The organism is Acetobacterium sp. (assembly GCF_041752335.1).
GTDB lineage: Bacteria > Bacillota > Clostridia > Eubacteriales > Eubacteriaceae > Acetobacterium.
In genome coordinates, this window is the sequence record NZ_JBGSHG010000082.1 from 16,057 (window position 1) to 30,517 (window position 14,461).

The following is a 14,461-nucleotide window of genomic DNA, read 5'->3' on the forward strand; positions in this document are numbered from 1 at the left end:
GGATCGCCAATAATCCAGGGATGTACTGATTCCAGCACTGATGACAAAAATGGGCAATTATATCATCGCCATAACCATGCATAGCAACTTTTTGTCATTTTTTCAATGGATAAAAGATTTCTTACTTTGAATTTTAAATGATCATACCACAATAATTTACCATGTGCAATTGCAAAAGCATTCAAAATGTAAACTTGTATTTAGCCAACGTTAATACTTCGTTAAAAGCTATGCTGTATGTATTTTTAATAGGAAGAATAGTTATGACTCTGTCAGCCGCTTACAATTGCATCAATATTTTTGATGCTTATTTTTATTTTTATTTACAAGTCATTTTTTTCTTTTACATCTTCGTTACAATCTATTTACATTAAGAATATTTTATGTTAGAATTACTACACTTAGAACAAATCTGAGCACTAATGATCACAATAAAAACTATATAAACAAAAAGGGAAGGAATGTCATGAAAAAGAACTCTATTATTTCTATTATTATTATCCTACTTATCCTCCTTACCGCCATTTTGTTTGTTCGCGGCTGTAGCCAAGAAGGAAGCGAAATGAAAAATTATGCTGTGGCGGGCACCTACACCGAAACCGCAACCTATCAGAATGGGGAAATCCAGGTTTCCGGGGTCAATATTGAGAATGCTACCTTTACCGGTAACCTGACCATCGTTGACGCGGTTGTCGATGGGGATATTCGGCTGACCAACTCCGCTGTCCAAGGCGAATTACTGGTCAAAGGAGGAGGCACCATTTATCTTGATGGTGGCTCCTACCAGAACATTATCCTTGAGAAACAGGGTGTAAAAATTGTTTTACTGGGCGAAGCAACGGTTGAAACCCTCACTGCCAGAGCTGCGGCTAATATCGTGGTTGACAATCAAAGTAAGATTAAAACCCTGAATGTTGACAAAGCTGCTAGTCGAACCACCATCACGACCCAGGAAAATGGCACCATTGAAAACATTCAGTCCCGGGGCATCAGCGACATTGTCCTGAACACACCGGCAAAACTGATTGGCTTTGGTACCAATGCTGGCGGCTCAACCCTTGTTAGCAATGCCGCGGTTGATAAAATCGTTGCTGAATCAAAGGTTGTTCTCACCCTTAACGCCAATGTTGGCACCGTCTTGTTAACCGCTTCCGGCGAAGGAACCAGCATCATCCTTGGTAACAATGCCGTGATTGCGGCCCTGGCCACCGAAACTCGGGTCGAAATTACCGGTGAAGGCAGTGTCACCAGTGCCACCACCAATGATGTCTTGAATATTACCGGTACCATAACTCCAGATGTAGTCTATATTACCACTAAACCCGTTGTCAGTGATCCGAATGGCGGGTTAATGGTCTCAACCAATACCAGCCGTCCGGCTGATACTACCTCAGGGGGCAGCACCTCCTGGTATTCAGAATCCAGCAATTCTAGCACGATCATTAATTCAAAATACGATGTGCCACCACTTAACCCAGTGGATCCCGTCAATCCCCCATCACCGCCAACACCACCAAGCCCACCGATTAATATAGCGGTGGAAGCGATTCAAGTGACCCCAGTTGAAGCAGACGTGATTATGGGTAACACCTTAAAACTTAACACGGTTATTTTCCCGGCCAATGCCACCAATCAAACGATCATCTGGGAATCTTCCAATAATAATGTTGCCACCGTCACCAATGGAGTGGTGACACCAGTCGCCAATGGCGAAACCACCATCACAGCCCGAACTCAGGACGGCAATAAAACTGATACCTGCAAGATTACAGTTAAAACAAATATTGCCGCTGTAACGATGATCAATACCATTAACGCTGTCAACAACAGCATTGCCGAAACCATTGCTTATGACAGCAGCTATAACCTGCCGGTTGTGGTAATTGTCCAGGGTCACGGCAGCGAAATCTTACCCTGTTCCGTTACATGGATCCCCAATACGGTAGATACAAAGAAGGTGGGCGAAACTACCTATACCGGAACCCTGGTGATGCCGGCTGGTTATGTCAACCTGAATAATGTCCAGGCTACCATTGCCCTGACCGTTCTGGCCCAGCCGGTGATTACCGCCAGTTCCGAGCTGTCATCCCAGCGACTTTATTTAAATGAAGATCCTGCTCCCGTCTTTGTGGAGGCCAGTGTGACTGCGGATAAGACCTTATCCTATCAATGGTCTTCCCGGACCGGTGATGTAGAAACCCCGATGCCAGAGGTAACCGGACCAATTTATGACCCACCAATATCAACAACCCCGGGTACCGTCTATTATAACTGCGTGATTACATCAGCAAATGCTGAACCCGTTACCGTATTAGCCGGAATTGTTGTAACCAGCGCCGACCCGGCAGTTTTACCGGAATCCTCTGATCCTGTCGATGCTGCTGATGTGATTAGTCCAACCGAGCCCGACTCTGGGATCGCAATATCAGAAATGCCAACCATTAATGAACAACCTACCAGCATATCACAACTGAGTGGTGTGGCTTTGGCAACCAGTTTAGCTCAGGCCACCCGGACTGCCCAGGCTGCTCTTGGCACTCCTAAAACGGATACAACCACTGCTTCTTTCTCAGTGGATGCCAGTGTCAATGACGGTGGCGAACTCACCTACCAGTGGTTCGAAAACTCCGATGCTGTCAATGCCGATGGCAAACCAATTGACGGTGCCACCAGTAAAACCTTTGAGGCCGATGCTTCCGGTCCGGCCGGCACCACCTACTACTATGTCGAAATCACCAATACCAAAACAGGCTGCCTGCCAGTAACCGCCGTCAGTCTCCCAGTTTCACTCACCGTCGTCTAACCAATTAAGAAAAATAAAAAAAGAAGTGCTCATCCAAATAATGGTGATCACTTCTTTTTTTCAATTTTTTTGTAGGTTAAAGCTTATTCCATTTCGACGATCAGTTCGCCGGATTGGACGCTTTGTCCGTCTGATACGTAAATCCGTTTGACCTTGCCATCTTCGCTGGCGACCATTTCGGTTTCCATTTTCATCGCTTCAACAATAACCAGGGCCTGATTTTTTTTCACTTCTTCCCCTTCATTAACCAGTACTTTCAGAACCGTTCCGGGAATGCCTGATCCGATCTGTTTGGGATTTTTCGGGTCGGCCTTCAGCATCGTAACCTTTTGCTTGGCCGAGAGACTGCGTTTATCTTCAACATAGATTTCCCGTCGGAAACCATCAACTTCAAACCTTACCGGACACATACCCTCATCGTTAGGCAGGCCGATGCTGACCAGTTTGATGACAAAGCGTTTACCCTTGGACACCTCCACGTCAACGACTTCTCCAACCTTTAAGCCATAGAAGAAGGCATGACTTTCCATCCGCATGAAATCGCCGTATTCCTGGATAAATTCCATATACTCTTTCATAACCTTTGGATACAGGGCCACACTTAATACTTCCCGATCATCCAGTTCACAGCCAAATTCTTCCTGGAAGTCATTTTTGATTCTATCAAAATCTTCGTCCGGTAACAGAATCCCCGGACGCACAGTGATCGGTTCGATTCCCTTTAAAACAATTTTTTGAAGTTCGGGATCAAATCCGCCTTCCGGTTGTCCGATCATGCCCTTGTAAAAATCTACAACCGAATCCGGATAAGATAATTCTTTTCCTTTTGTTTTGATATTATCCACAGATAAATCATTTTGCACCATGAAGATAGCCAGATCACCAACCGTTTTTGATGATGGCGTTACCTTAACAATATCACCCAGCATCAGGTTTGCTTCCATGTATTTTTCTTTGACTTCTCTGAACTTATGACCTAAACCAAAGCTTTCCACCTGGGCCCGGAGGTTCGAATATTGCCCTCCTGGTATTTCCAGCTTGTAAATCTCAGTGGAACCGGATTTCATTTCAGATTCAAACTTACTGTAAACCTGTCGGGTGGTGCCCCAATAGTCTGATAAAATCTGTAGTTCATCTTCATTTAAACCGGTATCTCTAGGGGTATTCTTTAACGCGGCCACAATCGAATTAAGAGCCGGCTGAGAGGTTAGTCCACTGATGCCGTTCAGAGCGGCATCAGCAATGTCTGCTCCGGCCATTTGTCCAAACAATACCGTAGCCACCCCATTTCCGGTGGTGTCATGGGTATGGAGATGAATCGGCAGACTGACTTCCTGTTTTAAAGCTTCGATCAGTTTATAGGCGGCTCCCGGTTTTAATAAACCGGACATATCTTTGATCGCCAAAATGTGAGCCCCGGTTTTTTCAATCTCCCGGGCCATCCTCAGGTAGTAATCCAGATTATATTTGGTCCGGGATGTGTCTAAAATATCACCAGTATAACACATACTGACTTCAGCAATCTTATCAGTTTTTAATACCTCTTCAATCGAAATCTTCATCCCGTCCATCCAATTGAGGGAGTCAAAAATACGAAAAATATCGATGCCGCTTTTAGCCGCTTCCTGAACAAAGGCCCGGATTACATTATCCGGATAATTTTTATAACCGACGGCATTGGCACCCCGCAAAAGCATCTGGAATAAAATATTGGGCACCCGTCTGCGCAGCTCATCCAACCGCCGCCAGGGCGATTCTTTCAAGAAACGGTAGGCCACATCAAAGGTTGCGCCCCCCCACATTTCAAGGGCAAAGAGATCCGGCGCCAGGGCCGCTGTTTCTCTGGCAATCTTAATCATATCACGGCTTCGAACCCGAGTAGCCGAAAGCGATTGATGAGCATCCCGGAAGGTCGTATCAACCAGCAAGAGTTTTTCCTGCTCCTTAATCCATTTTACCAGTCCATCTGGCCCCCGTTCGTCCAATATCTGTTTACTGCCCCAAAATTCGGTATCTACTGAAATAGCCGGAATATAAGGTTCATCAAAATCCGGCTTATTTCCGAAGGTTTCATTGACAATGATATTCCCAAAATATTTCAGTAAACTCGATGCCTGACTTTTTTGATCTTCAATCTCAAACAGTTCCGGATGATCATCAATGAACTTGGTATCACAATTACCGCCAATAAAGGTGGGATGCTGAAGCACATTGATAAGAAAATCCTTGTTCGTCTGGACTCCTTCAATTTTCATTTCTTTCAGAGCACGCAGCGCTTTACGGCGGGCATCTTCAAAATTTCTTGAAAAAGAGGTGCTTTTAACCAACAGGCTGTCATAGTAAGGAGTAATTTCGGCACCAGTAAAACCATTGCCCCCATCCAGACGAATCCCAAAGCCACTACCAGTACGATAGACATCCAACCGGCCGGTATCCGGCATAAAATGATTGTTCGGATCTTCAGTGGTGATCCGACATTGGATCGCAGCTCCCCGAGTTTCAACCGACTCCTGACTGGGTATCCCAATTTCTTCCGAGTCCAAAGGTAGACCCTGGGCGATTAAAATCTGGGACTGCACCAGATCGATGCCGGTGACCAGTTCGGTGACCGTGTGTTCCACCTGAATTCGGGGATTCATTTCAATAAAATAATGGTCACCCTTTTTATCAACAAGGAACTCGATCGTTCCGGCATTACGGTAATTTACTTCTTTGGCCAGTTTAATGGCATCCATACAGATGGCCTGACGCTGTTCGTCATTAATACTTAAGGATGGCGTAAATTCAACAATTTTTTGGTGCCGCCGCTGAATCGAACAATCCCGCTCAAAAAGATGAACAACATTGCCATGGTTATCTCCTAGAATCTGTACTTCAATATGTTTGGGTTCTTCCAGATATTTTTCGACAAAAATGGTACCGTCGCCAAAGGCTTTGGTTGCCTCACTAGTGGCTGAATGAAACTCTTTTAAAAGATTTTTTTCTTCCCGGACGATTCGCATTCCTCGACCGCCACCACCGGCTGCTGCTTTTAAAATAATTGGATAACCGGCTTTCTGGGCAAACTCAAGGGCTTCGGAATCCGAAGTAATTGGTTTTTCAACTCCGGGAATGGTGGGAACATTAACACTTTTGGCGACAATCTTCGATTGAATCTTGTCCCCCATTTTTTCCATCATTTCGTGAGTTGGTCCAATAAAGACAATTCCTTCCTCTTCACAACGTTTTGCGAAAAGCGGGTTTTCAGCAAGAAATCCGTAACCGGGATGAATGGCGTCTACCTCTTTTTTCTTGGCCAGGGTAATGATTTTGTCCATATCAAGATAGGCCTCCACTGGACCATTAGTGCCAGTAATCAGATATGACTCATCTGCCTTGGTTCTAAAAAGGGACAGCTTATCTTCTTGGGCATAGATTGCCACGGTATGAATGCCCAGCTCCTGACAGGCCCGAATTATCCGGATGGCAATTTCGCCGCGATTTGCGATTAATACTTTATTAAACTTTTTCATCTTTCCTTCTTCCTTCATTTATGCATTTTTATGCACAAGTAATTCTCATTTTCAAAAAATTAATTGTAGCTATTATATAAAATTGTATCGAATTATTAAAGCTATTTTTTCAGGAATCGCAAATTATTTTTTGCTGCTACTGATTCGACTTTAATTCAGCCTGACTTCGCCTTAAAACGGATTTCTCATCACTTCAGCTTAATTTTTTCTTTATTTAACTTTTCAGTTGTAATCCGGCTGCGGTATTTCATCACCACTGCATTGTCGGTCTTTTTGGCCCCCCGGACAGTTTTCCTGGGAACGCGTTTGTGAGGGGCTGACTTGAGTGCTGTTTCATCTATTTCTCTTACTTTAGCTTTTTCGATCCGTTCATTTTCCAGACGTTGAAATCCGTAGCGTCTTTCAGTTTCTTCTTCCATTTTCTGATTGTCAGAATAAAGGGTCCCCGAAAGCCGTCTGACGATAAAATACCCGGGAATCACAATAACCAGAACAATAATAAGCATTCCGATATCCATCTCTATTTGCCTCTTTCGACCATTTCTTTTTTGTCAATCCAGTCTTTTTGATAGTCCTTACTGGAGACCAGAATCTCCTGCAAAAACCGTTCATACTCTTTGGCATAGTTCTTATTTTGCAGTTGGATCAGATTCTTTTCCAACATTTTTTCTTCCCGGCTTTGATCGAATATATTCCCGTTATTATTGAATTTATATTCAGCTACAGCCTGAATACAATCCATTCGCTGCTCGAAAAGAATCCGCATCTGAGCATCAATCTCATCTATTTTGTTCCTGATTTCATCTAATGATTTCAATCGCACCCTCCTTAAAGTAAAAAATCTGCCATACAGATGGCGGTGGCGGCTTCGACCACGGGAAAGGCTCTAACGACGATACAGGGATCGTGACGGCCCTGAATTTTTAGGGTGGCATCTTTTTTTTCGGCCAGGTTAATGGTCTGCTGTTCTTTGCCAATGGAAGGCGTCGGTTTAAAGGCCACCTGAAAAACAATGGGCATCCCGTTGGAAATGCCGCCGTTGAGACCGCCATTATAATTGGTGACTGTTTCAATCTGACCGTCATGCATTCTCAGAGCATCATTGGTTTGGGAGCCCCGCAGACTGACCAGATCAAATCCTGCACCAAAGGTCACCCCTTTTACCGCGGGTATCGAAAATAATAGCGCCGATAAACGACTTTCAATCGATTCAAAAAAGGGATTTCCGATCCCCGGTTCCAGACCGGTGATAAATCCTTCGATCAAACCACCTACCGAATCTTCATCTTCTACCGCAGCAATGATGGCCTGTTTCATGGCCTCTTCAAGCTTGGCATGATAAAGCGGAAAGGCGGGGTTTTCAAAACCTTTGTTCAAGGTTTCATAAACCTTCCAGTCATTAATTGGCTCATCTTTGACATTGCCAATCGAGACAATCCGACTACCGATTCCCAACTCTGGTCTAAGCGCTGCTAAGACCTCCTTGGCAATGGCGCCAGCAAAAACCAGCGGTGCCGTCAGCCGACCAGAAAAGTGGCCACCGCCGCGATAATCCTGAAAGCCACCATAACGAAAGTTGGCCGCATAGTCGGCATGACCCGGCCGCATCAGGTCTTTAGTTTTGGCATAATCACCGGAACGGGTATTTTCATTGCGAATCAACCCTGCCAATGGTGCGCCAGTGGTTTTGCCATTGAAAATACCACTGAGGATTTCAATCTGATCCCCTTCTTTTCGGGGCGTTGCCAGGGGGTTCCCCCGGGCGGCCCGGCGGTTCAGTTCATGCTGAACCCGGCCCAGGTCGATGTCAATACCAGCGGGGAGTCCATCAATAACAGCGCCAATGCCATGGCCATGGGATTCACCAAAAATCGAAATCTTAAACTTATTTCCCCAAGTCGAGCCCAATCCACTCACCTCCCACTGCTTTAAAGTCTTCCCAGAAATGAGGGTAGGATTTATTGACGGCTTCGGCACCGTCCAAAACAATCTTTCCCGAGGCACGAATGGTCGCGATCGCTAAAGCCATGGCAATCCGATGGTCATTATGACTTTGGACATGACCTCCGGTGAAGCCATCAACCCCGTGAATCACCAGTCCATCTGCTGTTTCTTCAATATTTCCGCCTAGTTTATTGAGTTCTAAAGCAGTAGCCATCAACCGATCCGACTCTTTAAACCGCAGTCGCTCACCATTGATAATGGTGGTGGTGCCCTTGCTCAGGCTGCCTAACACCGCCAGAATCGGAACCAGGTCCGGACATTGAGAGACGTCGATGACAATTCCCCGAGTTTCTGATTTTTTTACCATCAGGCCACCTGTTTCAGCACTGATATCGCCACCCATTTGTTTTATCAGATCAACCATAACCTTATCCCCCTGAAAAGAGGAAAGATCAAGATCCTTGCAGTCCATCTTTTTACCAATGGCGCCGGCCGCCAGCCAGAATGCCCCCTGGGAAAAATCACCTTCGACCCGGTACTTGCCGGGGGCGTAAGCCTGGTTTCCTTTGATCAGAAAACGCTGATCCTTTTCATTGACAATCGCGATCCCAAAATGTTTTAAAACATCCAGGGTAATGTCAATATAGGGTTTGGATTCCAGCTTTGAAGTCAGTTCGATCACAGAATCTCCAGCAAGCAGCGGTAGGGCAAAAAGCAGCCCGGTAATAAACTGGGAACTGACGCCCCCGTCAATCTTATAGGTGCCAGGAGTCAGAGATCCTTCCACCGCCAGAGGTAAATCTTGTTCTTTATTTAAATGTTCATATTGAATTGCTTTTTCAGCGAATATTTCATAATAGGGCTTCATCGGACGGGTGACCAGACGCCCTTTTCCGGTAATTACAGCCCGTTTCGGTTGGAGCAGCACAATTGGGATGATAAACCGGAGCGTCGATCCCGACTCATTGCACTGGATCGTCTCCGCCTTCAGCGCCAGCGGGTCGCAGCCCTTAATTGTTAGGGTAAAACGCCCGTTTTGCTCTTCCTGCTTTTCAATGCTGGCGCCCAATGCTGACATCGCGTCACAGGTGGCAATCATATCCTCGGACATTAGCACATTTGAAATCACGCTCTCGCCCTTCGCCAGTGCCGCCGAAATAATTGCCCGGTGACTGACACTTTTCGAAGGCGGTATTTCCAAACTGCCCGTTAATAACTTAGGTGTAATCTCTATCGTTCTCATTTTCTTCCTCTTAATTTTCTTTTTTCAATCTTTCGACTTCGCAAATGGACAAGATAACCCAGTACCGACAATTGTTACATCATGTTGTACGCATCGGGGCGAACATGGCGATAGCCTGTTCGATCCCGCAGCGAACAACAGATTAACAATTGATCGGTACGGTATTCAAGACTTCAGTTTTTTTGCAGCAATTATCTAAACAGTTCGATGGCCTGAGGTTTCTGGATTTTGACAATCTGCGCCTTGCCGATTTTTTCCAGGGCACAGATGTAGAGGGAGTCATTCTCGAATTTCTTGTCAGTGAACAATATTTCCTGAACCTTGTCCAGCGGCATTTTCGGCAACTCTGTCGGCAATCCGTAATTCTCCAGTATTTCGATAACATTGGCGTAAGTGTCCTTCTGGCTGATCCCCTCTGCTACGGTTTTTTTGGTGATCTGAGCCATGCCAATGGCAACCGCTTCACCGTGAGAATATTTTTTAAATTTAAAATAAGTCTCCACCACATGACCGATGGTGTGGCCAAAATTCAAAATACGGCGCAAGCCCTGTTCATGCTCATCGGTCTGAACCACATCCCGTTTAATCTGACAGCATTTGGCAATGATATCTTCCATATCTTCCACCAGATCCTCATAATAGGCATAGCCCATCAGTTTTACAAATAGCGGGGCACTGCTGATACAACCGTATTTGATGACCTCGGCCATGCCATCGATCATGTAATGATCTTCAAGGGTTTCCAGGAATAAGGGATCAATGATAACGGCCTTGGGTTGATGAAAAGCCCCGACCAGGTTTTTGCCGTAGTCCATATCAATCCCAACTTTTCCACCGACGCTGCTGTCAACCTGAGCCAGCAATGATGTCGGTACCTGGATCAGATCGATACCGCGGAGATAGGTCGCCGCACAAAAGCCGCCCAAATCCCCAACCACACCGCCACCCAGGGTCAAAATAGCGTCGCTGCGGGTGATGTTGCACTTAATCAGTTCATTATAAATATCGGCGGTTTGGGCCAGGCACTTGCTCGCTTCACCCGGGGGAATAACAATACTATAAACCTTGGGACCAGCCTGACGAACCTGCCGTTCCACCTCGCTTAAATACTCTTTAGCGACATTTTTATCGGTGATGATGACCACCTTATGATACTGGGAAAAGAGCGCTTTCATTTGGGACAACCGCCCTTTAATACCTTTTTCAATGATAATCGGGTACTGGTGTGTATTCTCTGTTTTGCAAATTAATTCCTTCATTTTCTCGGCTCCTTTAAAATCTTAACCTCTATTATATCATAATTTTTTCAATTTAAAACCATAAAGCACGTTCCCGACTTTTTAAATGCTTTCATGATAGTAACATCTGTCTTTCACACAAAGACAGATTTATTTATAAAAGAACCGCCTTAAATAAGACGGTCTTTACTGCTTATCGGTCTTCCTTGAAATAGTTTTTGCCCAACCAGGCCGGTTCTTTTTTGTTGCTGCTCTTGCGCATCGATGTAAAGATCAATACGAAAACTGTTGCCAGATAAGGCAGGGCGGTAAATAGGTAAATGGAAACCGGCAGGGTATATTGCTGAAGCCAGAAGCTGGCAATATCCAGGGCTCCAAAGAAGTAGGCTCCCAGTAAGGCTTTGCCGGGATTCCACATCGCAAAGATTACCAATGCCACCGTAATCCAGCCCCGACCGCTGACCACATTAACCGGATAGATACTGATGTATACCAGCGATAAAAAGGCGCCACCCAGCCCACAAAGGGCACCGCACAAGGCGATGTTGAAATATTTATACTTATCTACCGGAATTCCACTGGCATCAGCCGCCACCGGATTTTCACCGACCATCCGGGTATTTAGTCCCCACTTGGTTTTGTAGAGATAAATATAAATAGCAATTACCAGAAAATAGGAAAAATAAACATAGATGCTCTGGTTAAAAAAGATCTGACCGAGGTATGGAATATCCCCCAAAACTGGCAGTTTAATTGGCGCAAAAAATGTTGTAATCGCCTCCGGCACTTTCTTTCCGACAAAGTTCTTGCCAAAGAAGGCGGCGAAACCAACCCCGAAAATACTGAGGGTTAGCCCGGTAACAACCTGATTCGCCTTTAAACTAATAGTCAGAAACCCATAAATCAGGGCCCCGGCAGCCCCGGCAATGGCGGCGCAGAGAACGGCTGCATAGGGATTGCCAAAGGTAAAGCCGGCGATAAAGCCGATGACCGCGCCCATCTGCATCATCCCTTCCACCCCCAGATTCAGGTGCCCAACTTTTTCAGAAATAATTTCTCCCAGAGTCGCATAAAGCAAGCAGGTTCCGGCTTTAACCGCCGCTGCCAAGAAAAAAACAAATTCCATTTATGCAACCTCACTTTTCGTTTTATCGGAAACAAATCGATACTGCAGAACAAACTCACTGCCCAGAATAAAGAACAGGATAATCGCCTGGATCATTTCTGCCACCGAACCAGGAATCTGGAACGCGGTCTGAATATAAGAAGCTCCCTGTAATAGCACCGCAAAGGCAAAGGCATTGACCACCACAAACGGTACCTTTAGTCCCGAAAGCCAGGCCACGATAATGGCGGTAAAGCCCAAGCCGCCGGTAATTTCCGTTGACAGCGCCCCACTGACACCAGTGGTCTGCATCATCCCTACGATTCCACATAAGCCGCCACTGACAAGAGCGGCAATGATGATGGTTTTGGTAACATTTATCCCGATGTATCGGGCCGTATTTTCACTTTCACCCAACACAGCAATTTCAAAGCCGATTTTTGAGCGATTCATAAAATAGTACATGACCAGGACAATCACAACCGCCATCAGAATGCTGTAATTAAAGCCACTGAAACTGGGAAGCAAGGCATTCTCAGGAAGATTGGCAATTTTAGGCATGCCGTTGGCGGCTGGATCTTTCCAGAAATCATATTGCAAAGCCGTTACCAGCGTCAATGCGATGTAATTGAGCATCAGCGTAAACAGAGTTTCATTGGTCCCGAAACGGGCTTTGAAAAAAGCTGGAATCATCAGCCAGACAGCGCCAAATGCAAAGGAAACCGAGATCATCAGCAATAACATGATCGGCAGCGGTAAATCTGGCAATAGCCGAACCACCAGGGTGGTTCCCACTGCTCCCATCAGAAACTGACCCTCGGCACCAATATTCCAGAAACGCATTTTGAAGGCAACCATCACCCCCAAAGACAATACCAGTAACGGCACCATTTTTTCGATAGTGGCAGCAAATCGATACACCGAGCCAAAACAACCCTGGATAATCCCAAAATACAATTCAATCGGGTTAGCCCCGGCCACCAGCACAATGATTGAAGCCAATGCCAATGCTGCCACGACAGCTGAAAGTCGAACAACTATTTTTTCCCGTGTGCTGGGAATGTCTTTTTTTACAATATGGAGCATGCTTCTTCTCCTTCACTTCTTACCCCGGACATCATTAATCCAATGGCTTCTTTGGTAGTTTTTCTAGGATCTACAATCCCCGTTACCCGGCCTTCGCACAAAACCATAACGCGGTCACAAAGACTCATCAGAACATCCAGATCTTCACCCACATACATGATTGGTTTCATTTTTACTTTTTGCTCATTCAGCAATTCATAAATAATCTGGGAAGACCCCACATCCAGTCCTCTGGTGGCATAAGCGGTGACCAGCAGTTTTGGTTCCAGTTCAATTTCCCGGCCCAGCAAGACCTTTTGAATATTACCGCCGGAAAGCAAACTGACGGCATGATTTTCAATCGCCGGCGTAGAGACATTAAGCCGTTCCACCAATGCTTCCGCCTTATCACGGGAAACCTCCCGGGAAATGCCCATGCCTTTTTTGTTGCGATAATCTTTTAATAAGACATTGTCAATAATATCCATGGACGAAACTAAACCCATTCCCAATCGGTCCTCAGGAACAAAGCTCAGACTAATTCCCATCTGACTGATTTTCTCAGGATTCTTGCCAACAATGTTTTCGCCTTCAAAAATAATTTCTCCCGATTTGAGATGATACAGTCCGGCGATGCCTTCACATAATTCTTTCTGGCCGCTGCCGGCAATGCCGGCGACCCCAAGAATTTCCCCGGCATAAAGATCAAAACTGACCTGATCCAGAATATGAACCTTGTTCCGGTCAATGGCGGTGATTTTTTTTACTTCCAGGCATTTCTCTCCCCGCGCCACCGAAACATAGGGAACATTGAGTTCCATCACATCACCAACCATCATCCCGGCCAATTCCTGGGGTGTCGTTTCTGCTTTATTCACTGTCTGAATCGTGGTTCCTTTTCTCATTATCGTAATCCGATCACTGATTTCCATGACTTCTTCCAGTTTATGAGTAATAATAATCACTGAACAACCGGTTGCCACCATTTTTTTGACAATTTCAAAGAGATTCCTGATTTCCTGAGGAGTCAGTACCGCGGTGGGTTCGTCCAATATTAAAATATCAGCTCCACGATAGAGAACCTTGAAAATTTCCAGACTCTGCTTCTCGGCAACTGACATTTCGTAGACCTTTTTATTGGGATTAATATCCATTCCCAGTTGAGCGATCAATTTCCCCATCTCATCTAAAATCTTTTTCTTGTTTAAAAAAGGGGTTGTTTTACGACTGCCGGCAGCAACATTTTCCATGGCTGAAAAAACATCGACCAGTTTGTAGTGCTGCGGCAACATACCAATGCCCACATCCAGGGCAATCTTGGGAGAACTGATATTGACAAGTTTACCCTTCACTTCGATATGTCCTTCATCTGGCATATAAATACCATTTAAAACATTCATCAGTGAACTTTTGCCGGCTCCGTTTTCTCCTAATATAGCGTGCACTTCTCCCTTTTTTAATGAAAATTCCACATGATCCAGGGCTTTGACCTTACCAAAAACCTTTGTGATGTTCTCCATTTTAACGACATAATCATTGTTCATGTTTTCA

At 45.3% G+C, this 14,461-nt stretch carries 10 protein-coding genes; 1 reads left to right on the forward strand and 9 read right to left on the reverse strand.

Annotated elements, in window-relative coordinates; translation table 11 throughout:
• The first annotated feature begins 562 nt into the window (after nt 1-562).
• The gene (locus tag ACEW8F_RS10580) at nt 563-2,803 is read left to right on the forward strand and encodes an Ig domain-containing protein (RefSeq protein ID WP_373483434.1); all 2,241 of its coding nucleotides are present in this window, start codon (nt 563-565) and stop codon (nt 2,801-2,803) included.
• 83 nt (nt 2,804-2,886) lie between these two features.
• On the opposite strand, the gene ACEW8F_RS10585 is transcribed toward ACEW8F_RS10580, so the two are convergent.
• The 9 genes from ACEW8F_RS10585 to ACEW8F_RS10625 all read right to left on the reverse strand — a co-directional run bounded on the left by ACEW8F_RS10585 (nt 2,887) and on the right by ACEW8F_RS10625 (nt 14,454).
• Nucleotides 2,887-6,315: a pyruvate carboxylase gene (locus tag ACEW8F_RS10585; protein ID WP_373483435.1), complete on the reverse strand. Its 3,429-nt coding sequence runs from the start codon at nt 6,313-6,315 to the stop codon at nt 2,887-2,889.
• Nucleotides 6,316-6,503: 188 nt separating this feature from the next.
• Nucleotides 6,504-6,833, reverse strand: coding sequence for a hypothetical protein (locus ACEW8F_RS10590; RefSeq protein WP_373483436.1), 330 nt, complete (start codon nt 6,831-6,833; stop codon nt 6,504-6,506).
• Between the two features lie 2 nt (nt 6,834-6,835).
• A complete protein-coding gene (locus ACEW8F_RS10595; protein ID WP_373483437.1) occupies nt 6,836-7,132 on the reverse strand; it encodes a chorismate mutase in 297 nt (98 codons plus the stop codon).
• An 11-nt stretch (nt 7,133-7,143) separates the two neighbouring features.
• Nucleotides 7,144-8,223, reverse strand: coding sequence for a chorismate synthase (gene aroC, locus ACEW8F_RS10600; RefSeq protein ID WP_373483438.1), 1,080 nt, complete (start codon nt 8,221-8,223; stop codon nt 7,144-7,146).
• The gene (aroA, locus tag ACEW8F_RS10605) at nt 8,201-9,502 is read right to left on the reverse strand and encodes a 3-phosphoshikimate 1-carboxyvinyltransferase (RefSeq protein WP_373483439.1); all 1,302 of its coding nucleotides are present in this window, start codon (nt 9,500-9,502) and stop codon (nt 8,201-8,203) included. Before aroA ends, aroC begins: the two co-directional genes overlap by 23 nt.
• 191 nt (nt 9,503-9,693) lie before the next feature.
• Nucleotides 9,694-10,761, reverse strand: coding sequence for a 3-dehydroquinate synthase (gene aroB / locus ACEW8F_RS10610; RefSeq protein WP_373483440.1), 1,068 nt, complete (start codon nt 10,759-10,761; stop codon nt 9,694-9,696).
• A gap of 172 nt (nt 10,762-10,933) precedes the next feature.
• The gene (locus ACEW8F_RS10615; protein WP_373483441.1) at nt 10,934-11,866 is read right to left on the reverse strand and encodes an ABC transporter permease; all 933 of its coding nucleotides are present in this window, start codon (nt 11,864-11,866) and stop codon (nt 10,934-10,936) included.
• A complete protein-coding gene (locus ACEW8F_RS10620; protein ID WP_373483442.1) occupies nt 11,867-12,931 on the reverse strand; it encodes an ABC transporter permease in 1,065 nt (354 codons plus the stop codon).
• Nucleotides 12,916-14,454 carry an ABC transporter ATP-binding protein gene (locus ACEW8F_RS10625; protein ID WP_373483443.1) on the reverse strand — a complete coding sequence of 513 codons (1,539 nt, stop codon included), beginning with the start codon at nt 14,452-14,454 and terminating at the stop codon, nt 12,916-12,918. The genes ACEW8F_RS10620 and ACEW8F_RS10625 overlap by 16 nt, the downstream gene beginning before the upstream one ends.
• Nucleotides 14,455-14,461: the final 7 nt, after the last annotated feature.

Bases quoted from the DNA above. Each gene is read 5' to 3' on its own strand.
- ACEW8F_RS10580 (WP_373483434.1), top strand. From the start codon at position 563: ATGAAAAATTATGCTGTGGCGGGCACCTACACCGAAACCGCAACCTAT.
- ACEW8F_RS10585 (WP_373483435.1), bottom strand. From the start codon at position 6,315: ATGAAAAAGTTTAATAAAGTATTAATCGCAAATCGCGGCGAAATTGCC.
- ACEW8F_RS10590 (WP_373483436.1), bottom strand. From the start codon at position 6,833: ATGGATATCGGAATGCTTATTATTGTTCTGGTTATTGTGATTCCCGGG.
- aroA (WP_373483439.1), bottom strand. From the start codon at position 9,502: ATGAGAACGATAGAGATTACACCTAAGTTATTAACGGGCAGTTTGGAA.
- aroB (WP_373483440.1), bottom strand. From the start codon at position 10,761: ATGAAGGAATTAATTTGCAAAACAGAGAATACACACCAGTACCCGATT.
- ACEW8F_RS10615 (WP_373483441.1), bottom strand. From the start codon at position 11,866: ATGGAATTTGTTTTTTTCTTGGCAGCGGCGGTTAAAGCCGGAACCTGC.
- ACEW8F_RS10620 (WP_373483442.1), bottom strand. From the start codon at position 12,931: ATGCTCCATATTGTAAAAAAAGACATTCCCAGCACACGGGAAAAAATA.
- ACEW8F_RS10625 (WP_373483443.1), bottom strand. From the start codon at position 14,454: ATGAACAATGATTATGTCGTTAAAATGGAGAACATCACAAAGGTTTTT.